At 55.8% G+C, this 16,453-nt stretch carries 14 protein-coding genes and 1 tRNA gene; 3 read left to right on the forward strand and 12 right to left on the reverse strand.

Annotated elements, in window-relative coordinates:
- Window positions 1-36: 36 nt before the first annotated feature.
- The 7 genes from queG to ACXAET_RS12655 form a co-directional block, all read right to left on the reverse strand.
- Entirely contained in the window at window positions 37-1,074 is a 1,038-nt protein-coding gene (gene queG, locus ACXAET_RS12625; protein ID WP_475185416.1) for a tRNA epoxyqueuosine(34) reductase QueG, read from the reverse strand.
- Window positions 1,075-1,171: 97 nt separating this feature from the next.
- On the reverse strand, window positions 1,172-1,837 hold the full coding sequence (gene fzlA / locus ACXAET_RS12630; protein WP_475185420.1) for an FtsZ-binding protein FzlA: 666 nt from the start codon (window positions 1,835-1,837) through the stop codon (window positions 1,172-1,174).
- 58 nt (window positions 1,838-1,895) lie between these two features.
- Window positions 1,896-2,630 (reverse strand): monofunctional biosynthetic peptidoglycan transglycosylase, encoded by a 735-nt coding sequence (mtgA, locus tag ACXAET_RS12635; protein ID WP_475185424.1) that lies wholly within the window; start codon window positions 2,628-2,630, stop codon window positions 1,896-1,898.
- 39 nt (window positions 2,631-2,669) lie between these two features.
- Window positions 2,670-3,584 carry a Hint domain-containing protein gene (locus ACXAET_RS12640; protein WP_475185425.1) on the reverse strand — a complete coding sequence of 305 codons (915 nt, stop codon included), beginning with the start codon at window positions 3,582-3,584 and terminating at the stop codon, window positions 2,670-2,672.
- A gap of 180 nt (window positions 3,585-3,764) precedes the next feature.
- On the reverse strand, window positions 3,765-8,297 hold the full coding sequence (gltB, locus tag ACXAET_RS12645) for a glutamate synthase large subunit (RefSeq protein ID WP_475185430.1): 4,533 nt from the start codon (window positions 8,295-8,297) through the stop codon (window positions 3,765-3,767).
- Entirely contained in the window at window positions 8,294-8,728 is a 435-nt protein-coding gene (locus ACXAET_RS12650; protein WP_475185433.1) for a GFA family protein, read from the reverse strand. Before ACXAET_RS12650 ends, gltB begins: the two co-directional genes overlap by 4 nt.
- Window positions 8,729-8,757: 29 nt before the next feature.
- Complete coding sequence (locus ACXAET_RS12655; protein WP_475185436.1) at window positions 8,758-10,191, reverse strand: NAD(P)-dependent oxidoreductase; 1,434 nt, start codon at window positions 10,189-10,191, stop codon at window positions 8,758-8,760.
- Between the two features lie 230 nt (window positions 10,192-10,421).
- On the opposite strand from ACXAET_RS12655, the gene ACXAET_RS12660 reads away from it, so the two are divergent.
- Window positions 10,422-11,225 (forward strand): undecaprenyl-diphosphate phosphatase, encoded by an 804-nt coding sequence (locus ACXAET_RS12660; RefSeq protein ID WP_475185439.1) that lies wholly within the window; start codon window positions 10,422-10,424, stop codon window positions 11,223-11,225.
- Here ACXAET_RS12660 and ACXAET_RS12665 read toward each other — a convergent pair whose 3' ends face one another.
- Window positions 11,226-12,209: a complex I NDUFA9 subunit family protein gene (locus ACXAET_RS12665; protein ID WP_475185442.1), complete on the reverse strand. Its 984-nt coding sequence runs from the start codon at window positions 12,207-12,209 to the stop codon at window positions 11,226-11,228.
- A gap of 198 nt (window positions 12,210-12,407) precedes the next feature.
- Here ACXAET_RS12665 and ACXAET_RS12670 point away from each other — a divergent pair.
- Window positions 12,408-12,494, forward strand: a tRNA-Leu gene (locus ACXAET_RS12670).
- Window positions 12,495-12,696: 202 nt separating this feature from the next.
- Here the strand turns inward: ACXAET_RS12670 and ACXAET_RS12675 are convergent.
- Entirely contained in the window at window positions 12,697-14,022 is a 1,326-nt protein-coding gene (locus ACXAET_RS12675; RefSeq protein WP_475185445.1) for an MFS transporter, read from the reverse strand.
- Between the two features lie 477 nt (window positions 14,023-14,499).
- The gene (locus tag ACXAET_RS12680) at window positions 14,500-15,000 is read right to left on the reverse strand and encodes a Dps family protein (protein WP_157770059.1); all 501 of its coding nucleotides are present in this window, start codon (window positions 14,998-15,000) and stop codon (window positions 14,500-14,502) included.
- Window positions 15,001-15,270: 270 nt separating this feature from the next.
- Here ACXAET_RS12680 and ACXAET_RS12685 point away from each other — a divergent pair, with 270 nt between their 5' ends.
- Window positions 15,271-15,441: a hypothetical protein gene (locus tag ACXAET_RS12685; protein WP_169794889.1), complete on the forward strand. Its 171-nt coding sequence runs from the start codon at window positions 15,271-15,273 to the stop codon at window positions 15,439-15,441.
- Window positions 15,442-15,544: 103 nt separating this feature from the next.
- Here ACXAET_RS12685 and ACXAET_RS12690 read toward each other — a convergent pair whose 3' ends face one another.
- Together ACXAET_RS12690 and ACXAET_RS12695 are read right to left on the reverse strand one after the other, a co-directional pair.
- On the reverse strand, window positions 15,545-15,994 hold the full coding sequence (locus ACXAET_RS12690) for a CBS domain-containing protein (RefSeq protein ID WP_224891241.1): 450 nt from the start codon (window positions 15,992-15,994) through the stop codon (window positions 15,545-15,547).
- An 81-nt stretch (window positions 15,995-16,075) separates the two neighbouring features.
- A complete protein-coding gene (locus tag ACXAET_RS12695) occupies window positions 16,076-16,441 on the reverse strand; it encodes a hypothetical protein (protein ID WP_475185450.1) in 366 nt (121 codons plus the stop codon).
- Between the last annotated feature and the right edge of the window lie 12 nt (window positions 16,442-16,453).

Consider the following 16,453-nt stretch of genomic DNA (forward strand, 5'->3'; position numbering starts at 1 on the left):
CGGTTTGGACCGACACGTCCAGCCTGTTTGCGGCACTTACAGCAGTTGTTTGACAGCCCAGCGGGCCGCATCTGCCACGGCAGGGTCCGGATCGTTAGTCAATTCCTGCGCCACCGGCAACAATTCGGCCATATCAGAATTACCGATTGCGTAGAGCACGTTGCGCACAAACCGATCACGCCCGATCCGCTTGATGGGTGAGCCGGAAAACTTTGCGCGGAATGCAGTGTCGTCCAGCGCTGCCAGCTCTGCCAACGACGATGCCTTCAAATCATCACGGGCTGCATAGCGGATATCGCTCGCTGCCACCGCGAATTTGTTCCACGGACACGCGGCCAAGCAATCATCGCAGCCATAAATCCGATTGCCGAGTTTCGACCGCAACTCTTCATCCACCGGGCCTTTGTATTCAATGGTCAAATAGGAAATACACCGTCGCGCATCCAAACGATACGGCGCGGGAAAAGCATCCGTAGGGCAGGCATCCAGACAGGCCCGGCATGATCCGCAATGATCCACCTCTGCCATGTCAGCTGGCAGGTCCAAAGTGGTAAAGATCGACCCTATAAAAGCCCAATTGCCCCAGTCCCGGCTGACAAGATTGGTGTGCTTCCCCTGCCAGCCGAGCCCCGCAGCATGGCCCAGCGCCTTTTCCGGAACCGGTGCGGTATCAACAAACACCTTCACCTCTCCGCCGGCTTCAGAGATCAGCCAACGCGCCAGCCGTTTCAGCCGCTTCTTGACCAGATCATGATAATCCTTGTTCTGCGCATAAACGGAAATCGCGGCTTTGTCCGGATGGTTCAGAACCTCTGTCGGATCGTGTTCAGGCGTATAGCTTTCGGCCAGCATGATCACCGACCGTGCATCCGGCCACAATGCCGCGGGATCGCCGCGCCAATGGGTCCGCTCAGCCATCCAACCCATCTGCCCGTGATACTCAGCCTCCAGAAACGCCTCAAGGCGAGCAGGAACTTCGGGAACGTCCCAAGGACGACACACGCGGCATGACGCGAACCCTTCGGTCAGCGCCTGCGACACCAGCTTTTCCTTTAAGCTCGATCCGTTCGTCATCTGGTTAGAGTAATCCTCGGGCGGTAAACGGCGAAAGCCCAATCTTTTTGTGGACGATTTACACCAAAATCAGGCCAACAGCCTCCGGATGCAGTTATCAGAAATCCAGGTCGGCGTAATGGGACGGAGGCCGGAATCCCGGAACCTGATCCGCCAGAATCGATCGGAATGCAGGTCGTGACTTAATCTTTGCGTACCAGTCCTTAACCGCCTGCGATCGGTTCCAATCCACATCCGAGATATAATCCAGCGCTGAAAAATGCGCCGCTGCCGCGAAATCCGCCAAAGTCATGGTATCCCCGGCCAACCAGCGGCGATGATCCAGCAACCAAGCCATGTAATCCAGATGGTACTTGATCGCGCGGGCACCTTCCTTGACGTTCTTGCTGTCTGGATAGCCTTCGCCAGTTACTTTCTTGTTGACCCGCTCGTACAGCAGTTTCGATGTGACCTCATGGTGGAATTTATCATCGAACCACCCTACCAAGCGCCGAACCTCATACCGCGCATCCGGGTTCTTTGGCATCAACGGGGGTTCGGGGCGCGTTTCCTCAATATACTCACAGATGGCGGTGCTTTCTGCCATGATCCGCCCATCCAGACGCAAGATTGGTACTTTTCCCGCAGGGTTTCGGCGCAGAAAATCCGGGTCTCTTTCCCAGTATTTTTCTTCAACCAGCTCAACCTCGATCTTCTTTTCCGCCAGGGACAGGCGGACCTTACGGCAAAAAGGGGACAGGGGAACATGAAACAGACGCGCCATGGGCTTCCAATCGAACCAGTGTGGACCCCCCAGCTTTAGCCTTGAGGGGCAATAAGTTTCAATCCTCGAAACAGTTTGAGCGACCATCTGCGCGGATGGTGGCCGCTCCATCCAGAATTGCCGCAGCCCGCCTGCGGGTGCGAACCGAAGGGTCCGTGACGGATCGGTTACGCGGTGAAGGCAGGATGGCGGCAATCCGGGCCGCTTGCACCGGGCTAAGCTGGGCGGCAGACACCTTGAAATTCCGTTGGGCTGCTGCCTCAACTCCAAATACGCCTTCTCCGGTTTCAGCCACGTTCAGATAAACCTCAAGGATGCGCTGCTTGCTCCAGAAAATCTCAACCACTGGCGTAAGCGAGGTTTCCAGAGCTTTGCGAACCCAGCTGCGCCCTTGCCACAGGAACACGTTTTTGACCACTTGCTGAGAAATAGTCGATGCACCGCGAGACCCTCCATCCTCCAGCGCATCGCGGATCGCCTCAACGTCAAAACCCCAATGCAGGCAGAAATTTGCATCCTCGGCCGCAACAACGGCACGCGCCATGACCGGAGAGATGTCCTCGATCGGCACCCAATTCCGCTCTACTTTGCCCAACCGGCGCCATTCGGACCAGATGGTATGAGTCAACGGCGGGTTCACCACAGAATAAAGCGCCACCAACCCAACAACAAAAACAACCACACCCAACACAGTACGAGTCGCCCAAAGACGAATCCGCGTGGATTTTTGTTTTTGTGTTTTGGACGCCTTGCGTTTCTTGCTGCCCGACTTGCGTACTGCCTTTTTTGCCATCCTCTTGCTATACGACGCAGCGCAAGGCTTGAAAACGGCTTAAATCGCCAAGGCGCGCGCTTCGCGCGGGCGGATGACCGGACGGGCGGTTTCCGGCAGAACCGGGTTGCGGGTGCGCAACTCCGGAAACAGAGATAGCAGTTCAGCCTGCGTATTCCGGTCCGACGTGCTTACCGCATGTCCGGGATAGTAGCTTTCGCTTTTCGCCCCATTAGCGATAAGTATCTCGTGCCGTGAGAACAGCAGGTGGATGTATGTAACCTCATCGCATTCGACGCGGGTGACAGTGTCGCCGTTAACCAGGCAATGCGCTGCGATCAGCACCTCTGAGTAGCCAAACAGATACGGCGCGCGCCAGTCTTCGATCAGCATCCTATGCTGAGGAGATACGATCAGCGCATGATCCAGACCCAGCACGCCAGCCTCGAACCGAACTGGAGCCAGTTTTCCTTCGGCCTTAACAGTGGTGCGACCAACCCACAAAACAGGCTGCGTGCCGTTATCCGCAGTCAACACCTGATCACCAGGCTTTAAGTCTTCGACAAGGCGCAATCCACTCGGCGTTTCGATCAGCGTACCGGGCGTGAAACAGGGCGGACCAAGATCGCCAACATCCAACGGCCCCTGCGACGTAACGAATGAAGACGATACAAATGTTCCAGTTTGTAGAACCTGACCATCGGTTGGTGTAAAAACCCGTGTACCGTCGGCAAGATAAAATGTTGTGCCGGTATAGGTTACATTCCCCACGCCTGAGACGTTGATCGTAACAGTATCGCCGGGCCACGAGCGGGTCACATCCTGACCATTCACCGTATCGTTGTTGAACCGGTCAATATCATCATCGTCATTTTGATCGACCAGCGTGTAGCTCTGCACAGTCAGCGTTGTTCCGGCTGGCGGTGGAACCGCAGGGTCCATATCAAAAAACTGATCAGTATAAGTCGTCGGCATAGGTTCGCTCTTGCCTCTTCGTCACATTGCACAGCAGCTTGGCAGCAAATTGTGAAGGAACTTGGACTTTTGTACGAGCGCCTGATGATAAATCAATAAGTGCATATAAATTTGAGAAAAATAGAAAACCCGCGTGTTTTCTACGACACGCGGGTTTGTCAGCAGCAATGACTGACCGGCTTACTCTGCCGGCACCGCAGTGGCTTCGTGGGTCAAAGGATAGCTGAGCTTGTTCAGCATCTCTTTCGGACAGACTTGAAGGAAGTTCGCCTTTTCAACATCCCAATGCTGCAGGATATCTGCTGCCTTGCGGCTGAAGGTCTCGGTCTGATGCGCCTGAACCAGCGATTTCAACTGGTTTTCCCAATGGTCAACCGTCACCGGGCAGGTCACTAGCGTTTCCTTGTTCATCAGTTTTTCCGCCTTGCCTTCCGGGTCGTAGAGATAGGCCATGCCGCCAGTCATGCCCGCGCCAAAGTTGGCACCGATATCGCCCAGGATCACCGCAACACCGCCCGTCATATATTCACACCCGTTCGAGCCGCAGCCTTCGATCACGACCTTTGCGCCCGAGTTCCGAACCGCAAAACGCTCTCCGGCGCGTCCGGCAGCAAACAGGTGACCGTCAGTGGCGCCATACAGAACCGTGTTGCCGATGATGGTGTTTTCATCCGCCTTCAGCGGGCTGACCTGCGGTGGGCGCACCACAATTGTGCCGCCCGACAGGCCCTTGCCGACATAGTCATTGGCATCGCCCGATACCTCAAGCTTCAGGCCCGGCGCAGCAAATGCCCCCAGCGACTGCCCGGCCGAGCCCTGCAGTTTTACATGCAGGTGGTCGGGCTGGAAGGTATTCCGCATACCGAAGTTCTGAACGATATGGCTTGAGACGCGGGTGCCCACGGTCCGATGCGTATTCTGCACCGCGTAAGACAGCTGCATCTTTTCGCCGTCTTTCAGGAACCGCGCGGCATCGCGGACGATCTCAGCATCCAGCGTATCCGGCACCGCGTTACGGTCCTTGTCCCGGTTGTAAACGATGTCTTGCGCGCCATCGACCGTGATCAAAAGCGGGTTGAGATCCAGATCGTCCAGATGCGCCGAGCCACGGCTGACCTGTGCCAACAAATCCGCGCGCCCGATTACTTCGTCCATGGAACGCGCGCCAAGGCTGGCCAATAGTTCGCGCACTTCCTGAGCATAGAAGGTGATCAGGTTGACCACTTTATCCGCGTTACCGGTGAACTTGGCGCGCAGGGAGTCATCCTGCGTACAGACACCAACCGGGCATGTGTTCGACTGACACTGACGCACCATGATACAGCCCATCGCGATCAGAGCGGCCGTACCGATGCCGTATTCTTCAGCCCCCATCATCGCGGCCATGACAATATCGCGCCCGGTACGCAAACCGCCATCCGTTCGCAGCGTGACGCGATCCCTCAGGTTGTTCATCGCCAGAACCTGATGCGCTTCGGTCAGGCCCATCTCCCACGGGAGACCAGCGTATTTGATTGAGGTCGCGGGCGACGCACCTGTGCCGCCATTGTGACCCGAAATAAGGATAATATCCGCTTTTGCCTTGGCGACACCGGCGGCAATCGTGCCAACGCCGGACGACGCCACCAGCTTGACCGTCACCTTGCAGCGTGGGTTGATCTGTTTCAGGTCGTAGATCAGCTGCGCCAGATCCTCGATCGAGTAGATATCGTGGTGCGGTGGCGGCGAAATCAGGGTCACACCCTTGGTCGAGTGACGCAAGCGTGCGATCAGGTCAGTGACCTTCATGCCGGGCAGCTGGCCACCCTCACCGGGTTTTGCACCCTGGGCTACCTTGATTTCCAACTCTTCACACTGGTTCAGATATTCGGCGGTCACGCCAAACCGGCCCGAAGCAACCTGTTTGATCTTGGCCGACGGATTGTCGCCATTTGGCTCCGGAACGAAATGCGCCGGGTCTTCACCACCTTCACCCGAGTCAGATTTCGCACCGATCCGATTCATCGCCACGTTCAGCGTCTTGTGCGCCTCGGGCGACAGCGCGCCCAGCGACATGCCCGGCGTGACAAAGCGTTTGCGGATCGAGGTGATCGACTCGACCTCTTCGATTGGCACGGGCTTGCCCAGCGGTTTGAAATCCATCAGATCACGCAGGTGGATCGGTGGATTCGATTGCATTTTGGCCGAGTATTGCTTCCACAGCTCGTAAGATGCGCGGTTGCAGGCCATTTGCATCATGTGCATTGACGTTGCTTCCCACGCGTGGGTCTCACCCGATGTCCGGGCTTTGTAGAACCCGCCGATGGGCAGCACGTCCAGACCGCTCTCCCAGCCTTTGGCGTGGATTTCTTCGACTTTGGTCTGAATACCGGTGACGCCGATCCCGGATATCCGGCTGGTCATGCCCGGGAAATACTCGGCAACCATGGCACGGCTCAGACCCACGGCTTCAAAGTTCAGACCGCCACGATATGAGGAAATCACCGAAATGCCCATCTTGGCCATGATCTTCAGCAAGCCCTGGTCGATGGCTTCGCGATAGCGCGCGACGTTTTCCGTCAGGGTGCCATCCAGCAAACCGCGATCAATACGGTCTGCCAGCGAATCCTCGGCCAGATAGGCGTTTACAACGGTCGCACCGCAGCCGATCAGTACGGCGAAATAGTGCGGGTCCACGCATTCCGCGGCGCGAACATTCAACGAGCAGAAGGTCCGCAGCCCCTGACGGGTCAGATGCGAGTGCACGGCGCTGGTCGCCAGGATCATTGGCATCGCGACGCGTCCTGATCCCGAGTTCATGTCAGACAGCACCAGATGCCCCGCACCCGATCGCACGGCTTCCTCTGCTTCGGCTCTAACACGGGTCAAAGCGGCGCTAAGTGCACCCCGTCCAGGTTCAAAACTACAATCGATCTCAGCCAACGGAGCGTTAAAGTTTTCAACCAGTTTGTCCCACTGCGCATTGCCAACAAAGGGGCTTTCCAGCACGATGATTTCGGTCTGGCTGCTATCCTCGTCCAGCACGTTCTTAAGGTTTCCGAACCGCGTTTTCAGCGACATCACCCGGTATTCACGCAGTGAGTCAATCGGCGGGTTGGTCACCTGACTAAAGTTCTGGCGGAAGAAATGGCTCAGCGGGCGGTATTGCTTGGACAGGACGGCCGACGGTGTATCGTCACCCATCGAGGCAATGGATTCTTTTCCGTCCTCAGCCATTGGGGCAAGAATCTGCTCTAGCTCTTCAACTGAGTAGCCGGCCGCAATCTGACGCTTGCGCAGTTCTTCGCCCGAGAAAATCGGCGCTTCGGTCACACCAGCCAGCGACTCGTCCAGATCGTTGATCTTGCTGACCCACTCGCCAAAAGGCAACGCACGCGAAAGCTTGTCCTTGATCTGCTTGTCGCGGTACAGCTTGCCCTTTTTCATATCGACCGCAAGCATTTGACCCGGTCCCAACGCGCCTTTTTCGGTCACGCTGGCCTCATCAATCGGCACCATGCCCGCCTCGGACCCCGCAATGACCAGACCATCGCCGGTCACGACGTAACGCATCGGGCGCAGGCCATTGCGGTCCAGGCCAGCACAAACCCAGCGCCCGTCGGTCATCGCCAGTGCGGCGGGTCCATCCCAAGGCTCCATCACCGAGTTGCAGTAGGAATACATATCGCGCCAGGCTTCCGGCAGTTCCACCGCCTGTTTGGACCAGCTTTCAGGCACCAACATGGTTTTCGCCATCGGGGCCGAACGGCCGGCACGCACAAGAACCTCAAAAACTGAGTCTAATGCAGCGGAATCCGAAGACCCACCGGCGATAATCGGCTTGATGTCTTCGGCATAGTCGCCAAAGGTCGCCGATGCCATGCGGATTTCATGGCTTTTCATCCAGTTGATGTTGCCCTTCAGCGTGTTGATCTCACCGTTATGGGCCAGCATGCGGAATGGCTGTGCCAGCCACCATTGAGGGAACGTGTTGGTCGAATAGCGCTGGTGATAGATCGCAAAGTTCGATTCAAACCGCTCATCCATCAGGTCGGGATAGAAGACGGCAACCTGCTCGGCCAGCATCATGCCTTTGTAGATAATCGAACGGCATGACAGCGATGCAAGATACAGACCCGAAATGCCCGAAGCGATGGCTGCTTTTTCAATGCGACGGCGGATGACGTAAAGCTCACGCTCAAACGTCTCTTCATCCACACCCTTGGAATTCGAGATCAGAATCTGCTCAATCTCGGGCCGGGTCGCGTTGGCCTTTTCGCCAAGACAGGTCACATCCACCGGCACGTGGCGCCAGCCATAGATGTAATAGCCCATGCGCAGAACTTCGGTTTCTACAATCGTTCGGCACCGTTCCTGCGCACCAAAATCGGTGCGGGGCAAGAACACCTGACCGACCGCAATCAGCTCACCCATGTTCGGTTCATGACCAGTGCGGCGTATCTGGTCGTAAAAGAAGGGAACCGGGATCTGAACGTGGATACCAGCGCCGTCGCCTGTTTTACCATCGGCATCCACCGCACCACGGTGCCAGATCGCCTTGAGCGCGTTGATCCCGGCATCCACAACCTTGCGCGATGGCTTGCCATCAATGGATACAACAAGCCCGACACCACAGGATGAATGTTCTTCCTGCTCGGAATAGAGACCGTTTTCCGCCATCCACTTGCGCTTGGCTTCTTCGGCCTGCACCCAATTGGCATCATATTTGGTCATTGGCTGTCTCCTTCTTCCGAGGGGGCATACATGGCTTCAACCTCGGCTTTGGTCATTTGCTGGCGCTCACCCGCGAACGCGTAACCCTTGGGTTTCTTGTCGATATAAAGTTCAAGTTTCAGCGGGTGGTCGATGTCTTCGAAGAGGCCCGCCGCCATTTGTGTGTGTCCATACATCTCACCCGGCAGTGTGATCCGGTACCACAGGGCCGACCCACATTCGGAGCAGAAGGCGCGTTCTGCCCAGTCGGATGAGGTAAAGGTCTTGACCGGACCCAGAGCGGCATAGCCATGCTCGGCTGGGAACGTGATCAGCATCGAACTGGTCCAGCGGCGGCATTGGTCGCAATGGCACGCACCAAGCGCATCACGCGCCGGGGTCGCGGTAACTGTGACCGCACCGCACATACATTGGCCTTGCAATTCGGACACTCCGTTCCTCCTACCGCTGGGCGTGACTGTTACTCGGCCGCAATTGCGGCCTTGCTGTTGAAAGTGTCGATGATCGCATTGGCGCAGTCGCGTCCGTCTCGGATCGCCCAAACGACCAAAGACGCGCCGCGCACGATGTCACCAATCGCGTAGACGCCATCCATCTCGGTCGCACCGGTCTGGAAGGCGGCCTTGACGGTTCCCCATCGTGTTACGGGCAGGTCTGGCTGTCCGAACAGAGTGGGCAGATCCTCGGGCTCGAAGCCCAGCGCCTTGATCACAAGATCCGCGTCTTCGACATAATCCGCACCTTCGATAACTTCAGGCGCCTGACGACCCGAGGCATCGGGCTGACCCAGTCGCATTTTTTGTACCATCACACCGGTGACGCTGTCATCGCCGGTGAATCCTTTGGGCGCGCTGAGCCATTCAAAGATGACGCCTTCTTCCTCGGCGTTCTGTGTCTCGCGTTGCGAGCCGGGCATGTTGGCGCGGTCTCGGCGATACAGGCATTTGACCGAGGTCGCACCCTGACGGATAGATGTGCGCACACAGTCCATCGCAGTATCTCCACCACCGATCACGACAACCTTTTTGTCCTTGGCATTCAGGCGTCCGTTGTCGAAATCATCGACAGTGTCGCCAAAGCTCTTGCGGTTCGAGGCGGTCAGGAAATCGATAGCCTTTTCAATACCATTCAGACCGCTGCCGGGCATGGAAAGATCACGCGATTTGTATACGCCCGTTGCGATGATCACGGCGTCATGCTTGGCACGGATTTCGTCGAACTTGGCCGCATCCACGTCGCAATTCAGAAAAAACTCGACCCCTCCATCAGCCAGCAATTCATTGCGGCGCTGCACGATGTCCTTTTCGAGCTTAAAGCCCGGAATGCCATACATGAGCAGACCGCCAGCGCGATCATAGCGATCGTAGACGGTGACCTGAATCCCAGCACGACGCAGCATATCCGCAGCGGCCAGACCACCGGGGCCGCCACCTATGATCCCAACACTCTCGCTCCGCTCAGCTTGCGGAGAAACGGGCAGAACCCAGCCTTTTTCCCAAGCCGTGTCGGTTATGTATTTCTCAATCGAGCCGATGGTGACCGTGCCATGACCCGATTGCTCAATCACGCAATTGCCTTCGCACAGACGGTCCTGCGGGCAGATGCGACCGCATATTTCGGGGAAGGTATTTGTAGCCTGGCTGGTCTGATAGGCCTCTTGCAACCGTCCCGTAGCGGTCAGGTTCAGCCAATCCGGAATGTTGTTATGCAGCGGGCAGTGAGACTGGCAATACGGAACACCGCACTGGCTGCAGCGGCTGGCCTGTTCTTCCGCCTTGGCCGAAGCGTATTCGGCATAGATTTCGTCAAAGTCGTCTTTGCGGTCTTCGGCGGCACGCTTCTCGGGCATGACGCGGTCGATCTGCACAAATTTCAGCATCGCTTGCTTGGCCACGGGTCGGACTCCATGAATTGGCTTCGTCGCGACTGTTTAAAGGATAGGTTGAGATATTAAAAGTCAATTGTGCTTACCTATTTTCGAAAAATGTGGAGCACCTGGATCAGAATCTTGAAAAAATCGCAGATTTTATATCCGAATCGGACCTATTTACATGCTTTCCTTTTTGATACCGCACTTATACCCATTGCTCGCAAAGGTAACGTGACGGCAGCACGGCAGGTTAAATGAGTCTATTTCAGCTGATTCTCGCGGCGATTATTCAGGGCGTGACCGAGTTTTTGCCTGTCTCATCATCGGGCCATCTGATCCTTTTACCCAGCCTGACCGGCTTGGATGACCAAGGGCTTGTGATCGACGTCGCGGTCCATGTTGGCTCGTTGGGTGCGGTCATTCTTTACTTCTGGCCGGATGTGAAACAGGCTGCTGCAGGCCTGCCTCGCGCCCTGACTGGACGCCTTGATACCCCGCAGGCACGGTTGGCGATGAGTTTGATCATAGCAACGATTCCTACCGTCATCGTCGGGGCCATCTTGTTCAAAACCGGCCTCAGCCAGTCCCTTCGTTCAATGGCAGTCATCGGGTGGGCCATGCTGGGATTCGGGCTTTTGCTGTATTGGATGGACCAGAAAGGCACGCAAACCAAAAAGACCGGCGACTGGGGTCTGCGGGATGCGATGATCATGGGGCTGTGGCAAGTGCTGGCGTTGATCCCCGGCACATCGCGCTCGGGAATCACCATCACCGGCGCACGGCACCTTGGCTACAGACGGGAAGACGGGGCGCGGCTGGCAATGCTGATGTCAATTCCCACGATTGCAGCCTCGGGTGTGTTGCTTTCGGCGGATGTCATCCATCAGGCTGACTTGCAACTGGTCAAAGATGGCGCAATAGCTGCCGTTTTTGCGTTTTTTTCCGCGCTCTTGGCATTGACCTTAATGATGCGCCTTTTGCGTAGTGTCAGTTTTACACCCTATGTCGTCTACCGCGTGATCCTGGGCGCGATCCTATTGGTCATCGCATATAGCTGACTAGGATCGCAGATTATCAGCCGACTTCTGGATCTCGTCATACTGGCCCGAGGGGCGGAACTTCCACAGATAGTCCGGCAGTACAGACTCCAGCGTCGCAGGAGCAATGCCCAGATCCGCAAAGCTTTTGACACCATCGGCCACCACATTGTCCCGCCGCAGGTTTTTTAACTGATCACGGGTCAAGATGGGATTTGAGAACAACTGGAACGTTACGAATTTCAAAAAATCGAGCACGTTCGCCATGATCCATGCCGTCCAGAAGGGTATACCGACGATCACACGTCGGCGATTGATCACGTCCAGCATCTGCTGCATCAACGCGCGGAACGTTTTTACCTCGGGCCCGCCCAACTCATAGACGCTGCCTTCGGCCTGACCCAGCACGCCCTTTACGGCGGCCTTGGCCACATCATCCACGTAAACCGGTTGAAATTTGGTCTCAGCCCCAACCAACGGCAGCAACGGCCCCATTCGCGCCATTCCGGCAAAACGGTTAAAGAACTGGTCTTCTGTGCCAAAAATAATCGACGGGCGCAAAATGACCGCGCTTGGCATATGCGCCAGCACACCGGCTTCACCATCCGCCTTGCTGCGGGCATATGCGCTGTTCGATCCGGCATCCGCACCAATCGCCGAGATGTGCACCATGCGCGCAACGCCTTGATCTGCGGCGATACGTGCAATGCGCGCCGCGCCGTCAGCCTGCACGGCATCGAATGCGTTCTTCCCCAGTTCGTTCAGAACACCCACGCAGTTTACCACGGCATCGGCGCCATGCATCACCGCCGCAACAGACGCATCGTCGCGGATATTGCACAGCACAGGTTCGACTTGACCCACCACACCGTATGGCTTGACGAACATCGCCTCATTCGGCCGCCGTACCGCAACACGCACGCGCCATCCTTCGTTTGCCATGCGTCGAGCGATATACCGACCGACAAATCCCGATCCGCCATAAATCGTGACCAGTTTGGACATGCGAGGGCTCCTATTGACTGGGTTTGACCTGAATTAGCGCTCAAAGCCCCCGCAAACAAGGCGCAATAACGCCGCGAGCATGCGAATTCTCGGCAGGCTTTGACCCAACCTGGTTACGTGACAAAAAACTTTCCAAAAACTTCCCGAATCCGGTTGACGCCCCCCGTCAGTAGGCTTAAACGCCCCTCCACGACACCTGCCCAGGTGGCGGAATTGGTAGACGCGCTAGCTTCAGGTGCTAGTGTCTGTATGGACGTGGAGGTTCGAGTCCTCTCCTGGGCACCAAATTTCCATTTGATCTTTAAGCAAGTTCTAAAAGCCTGAATGGATTGGTGAGTTACGGGGTTCAAACTCCTGTGCTTCTGCTGAATTCAAGAAATTTGCTTCTCGTTGGCTGCAGCAGCCGCATTGTTCCGAGTCTGAACCAACCTGTCCAACAAGGCGCTAAGCTTCTTATCTGGGTGTTAAACCCGGAATCCCGGCCATCTTACTTTTCTCGGGCGCGGGACAGTTCATTCTCTGCCTCAGCTAAAGACGTTGCCTCGTCCTCGCCAACGGCAAGGACGGCGGTCTCGGGCGTGACGCCACGGGCCGGAGCGCTGACACGAAACGCTGTTTTCTCACTCTCAGGCACGGCGGATTTGGCAAAGATGCGCCAGATAGTGAACGCGATCATCAGGCAATGCGCGGCAACCGTCGTCATGAACAGCCCCTGCGGCCCAACGCCAGCCATGGCCACACCAGCGATCAACGGGCCAATAATCGAACCCAGGCCAAAAACCATCAGCAAACCACCTGAAACCTGGATCGAGGTGCCCGCAGGCGCATGGTCATTCGCGTGGGCGACGATAACCGGGTACATCGCAAAAATCGCTGCACCAAACGCGCCGACAAGAACAAGGTTCATGAACCGGGACTCCGGTACCAGGATGACGAACGCCAAATCGGATGCAAGGGCCAGTATAGCCGTGAAAAGCAGGACCTTCCGTCGGTCCATGCGGTCACTTATAAATCCGATTGGCAACTGCGCCAGGGCTCCGGCCAGAACCGGGATACTCGCAAACAACGCAATGGCGGTAAGTGACAGGCCCACGCGGTCTGCATAGACGGCAGCCAACGTGCCGAAAGCCGCATTCGAAATCCCGACAAGAAAAACCGCTGCGACCGCAACGGGTGAGTTTCTCCACAGCGCGGGCAGGTCTAGCCTTACGGATGTCAGCGGTGCCGGCGAAGCCGATGTGGACAAGGCGGTTGGAATAAGAGCCAGGCAATACACGATTGCTCCGATCGCAAAAAAGACAAATCCCGTCGCGTCGCCTAGGGAAATAGCCATTTGTCCGGCTGTAACTGCCCCTAAATTCACCATCGTATACACGCCGAAAATCGTTCCGCGGTTGTTGGGCGCAACCCGGTCATTCAGCCACGATTCAACGATCATCGCAGCGCCGGCAAAACAAAATCCAGAAATCGCGCGGGTCGGTATCCATGCCCATGCGTTGATGAATATGGCTTGAAACAGGATCGTTACTGCAGCCAGCGCGCACATTACACCAAAGGTGCGTATGTGACCGACGGCCCCGACCAGCCTTGGGACGACAAGACATCCCCCAACATAGCCGATGGCCCATCCCGTTCCCAAAAGACCAAGAGCGCTTGGGGAAAAGCCCTCCATTGATCCCCTAACCGGGAGGATGAGGCCGTGCACGCCGCCCGCGAACAAAAGAAGACCCGATCCAAAAAGCAAAGATGAGATGGGAAAAAGATGTCGGACCATGCTGTACAGATTAACGGGCAACGGGCCTTTGAGAAACATGAAAACGTTCCAAAGGCCACCTGTTGCCAATGTTTAAACTTTGAAAAAATACTCTTGTATTTTCACTGTGTCGATCAACCGACGCCTCATGACATCAGCAAGATTGCGGTAAGTCAGAAGCTGGAAACAAGCAACTAAAAACGCTGGTGATAAAGCGCTCTGAACGTTGCGTGATGACTTAGAAGGTTTTCCGATTTTGAGGCTCTGATAGGACCTAAGTGTAAACTGAGTTCGGTTTCGCAGGAAACGCGGGATTTTACCGTTTTCGGTGTGACTTTCGTTAAGATGGCACTGGCGTTGATAGAGGGCGGTACCTGAAACTCACGGCAAACACCGCATAGAGGGCAGCCGCCTCACCGCAAAGAGGGCGGTGAGGCGGCTGTGTTGCTCAATGCGTAGACAGCTTTCAACTATGAAGTTGCTTGGGTTCTAACCAGCTGGATTGCGAACAACTTCTGTGTACCGAACGGCGCAACGTCAGGATGCCACGACAGCTTTCAACATCCAAACCGCCTCTTCGTGTTTGACCATGCGTGCATTCATCAGGTCTTCGGTCGCTCCATCGCCGTGTCGAGACGCAAGCGCCGCCGTTTCCCGCAGGTTGCGCACGATTGTTTCGTTATCTGCAATCAGTTGTTTGATCATACCATGAGCGTCTTTGACGGTCTCTTCTTCCGCCAGCGTCGCTTGGCTTATCATGTCAGTGAATGAAATCGGCGCAACATGACCCAACGCGCGGATACGTTCCGCCAAGTCATCAACAGCCTCAAAAAGATCACGGTACTGGCGCTCGGTCAGCTCATGTATCGGTAAAAACAGCGGACCTACGACATTCCAATGGCACCCTTGGGTTTTCACCATCAGCAGCATGCTGTCAGCCAGCACTTCGGTGACGGCATTGGCGATCCAGGTGTTTTTGCCGATGCCCGTATCATGGGTTTGGTCTTGCGCTTCGGGTTTCAGAACTTGATACGTCATGTTCAATCCTTTTTGTTAACCAACTGCACTCAACATGTATGTATATTCACTTAAAATCAAATAAAAACAGATAGTTAACAGACGTATACGCCATCAACCACTCAGGTTCATGAGGCGCCATGAACAAGGTGTCGAACAGCGCTGACGCATGCGGTTGTAGAAATGGAGATGCCCTGTCATACATATTTGGAGTAAGTGACGTATGTAATTGAGGGTGTTTCAGTGTCTGACCAATCCCGGCCGCCGAAAAGAACTGAAAAACTCCAGCTGATGCTAGACTTGGAAGAGCTGAAAGCGATCGATGACTGGCGGTTTGAAAACCGTTTGCCATCCAGAGCAGCCGCAATCCGCGAGCTTATCCGCAGGGGCCTCATCTCGCAGGAGTTTGATGAACCTCCGACCGATGCAGCGTCTGGTGAGTTCCGAGTAACGGATGACTAAGACAAATCGTTTTGCCTGACCTTGCAAACTGCTTTCTCAAAAGCTGAAACTGTTCAACGGGTCGTTCACTGACCTCCATAAACAATTGCATTTCGGCTTAATTTCAGGCGTTTGGCCGATCCGAGGGTTTGCGAGCCATGCCCCTAAGCACCGCCAGTTCAAGCTCATCCTCTTCATGAATGCGCGCAAGGATTTCCTTGCTGCTCACCACGGTCAACGGGTCACCGCGCCTCGTAATTACAAGATTGCGGACCTCGTGCTTGGCCATCAGGTTCAGAGCGGTGGACAGCTTAGCGCCCGTCGGACAGGCAACCGGGTTCTCGGTCATCCAGTCATTTACGGTTTGCTCGTAAAAGGACGAGCCGGAATCCGCAAGACACAGAAGGATATCATGATCCGTGATAATTCCGGCCAGTTGCCCATCCTCAATAACAGCCAGCGCGTTGACTTCGAGAAGGGCCATCGTTACGGCCGCATCAAAAACGGTTGTGTCGGTATCACAGAAGGGGCGGCGCTTGAATTTCTGCGCGTCAACTATGCTGGCGATGGTCATGGCTATGCCTCATTTGCGAGTTCTCGGTTCATGGCGCCATTTCAGAATAACACGGGACGACATCCCGCGCCCCGTGTCATTCTAAACGATCGTGTACTGTTTTTGGCTCACCAACGCCTCCCACGCGGCAAGCGCAATCAGAACCGAACCGGACACCCACGCATTGGCTGCAGCCACATGGTGTCCGGTGAAACCCAGCACCGTTGGCATCGCAATCAAAACAACCCCTGTCGCCACGACCGGAGCCACCCGCATGAAAAGGTGACCTTGGGTAGCTCTGCTGCACATGAGCAGGATGCCAAATCCGAAGGTCATGAAAACAAGCATTTTCCGATCAGCCAAGCCCCCTAGCAGAACCTCTTGGCTAAACAGAAGAAATGGAGACATGACCAACCAGATACCCAACGCTGCAAGCATCCACCTGTAGGGTGGGATTGGCTTTCTCATAGCTTGATCGCC

It is taken from the genome of Ruegeria sp. AWH4_226 (assembly GCF_056159225.1).

Excerpts from the sequence above, each read along its gene's own strand:
- queG (WP_475185416.1), bottom strand. The coding sequence starts at position 1,074 with ATGACGAACGGATCGAGCTTAAAGGAAAAGCTGGTGTCGCAGGCGCTG.
- fzlA (WP_475185420.1), bottom strand. The coding sequence starts at position 1,837 with ATGGCGCGTCTGTTTCATGTTCCCCTGTCCCCTTTTTGCCGTAAGGTC.
- mtgA (WP_475185424.1), bottom strand. The coding sequence starts at position 2,630 with ATGGCAAAAAAGGCAGTACGCAAGTCGGGCAGCAAGAAACGCAAGGCG.
- ACXAET_RS12640 (WP_475185425.1), bottom strand. The coding sequence starts at position 3,584 with ATGCCGACGACTTATACTGATCAGTTTTTTGATATGGACCCTGCGGTT.
- gltB (WP_475185430.1), bottom strand. The coding sequence starts at position 8,297 with ATGACCAAATATGATGCCAATTGGGTGCAGGCCGAAGAAGCCAAGCGC.
- ACXAET_RS12660 (WP_475185439.1), top strand. The coding sequence starts at position 10,422 with ATGAGTCTATTTCAGCTGATTCTCGCGGCGATTATTCAGGGCGTGACC.
- ACXAET_RS12665 (WP_475185442.1), bottom strand. The coding sequence starts at position 12,209 with ATGTCCAAACTGGTCACGATTTATGGCGGATCGGGATTTGTCGGTCGG.
- ACXAET_RS12675 (WP_475185445.1), bottom strand. The coding sequence starts at position 14,022 with ATGTTTCTCAAAGGCCCGTTGCCCGTTAATCTGTACAGCATGGTCCGA.
- ACXAET_RS12680 (WP_157770059.1), bottom strand. The coding sequence starts at position 15,000 with ATGACGTATCAAGTTCTGAAACCCGAAGCGCAAGACCAAACCCATGAT.
- ACXAET_RS12685 (WP_169794889.1), top strand. The coding sequence starts at position 15,271 with ATGCTAGACTTGGAAGAGCTGAAAGCGATCGATGACTGGCGGTTTGAA.
- ACXAET_RS12690 (WP_224891241.1), bottom strand. The coding sequence starts at position 15,994 with ATGACCATCGCCAGCATAGTTGACGCGCAGAAATTCAAGCGCCGCCCC.
- ACXAET_RS12695 (WP_475185450.1), bottom strand. The coding sequence starts at position 16,441 with ATGAGAAAGCCAATCCCACCCTACAGGTGGATGCTTGCAGCGTTGGGT.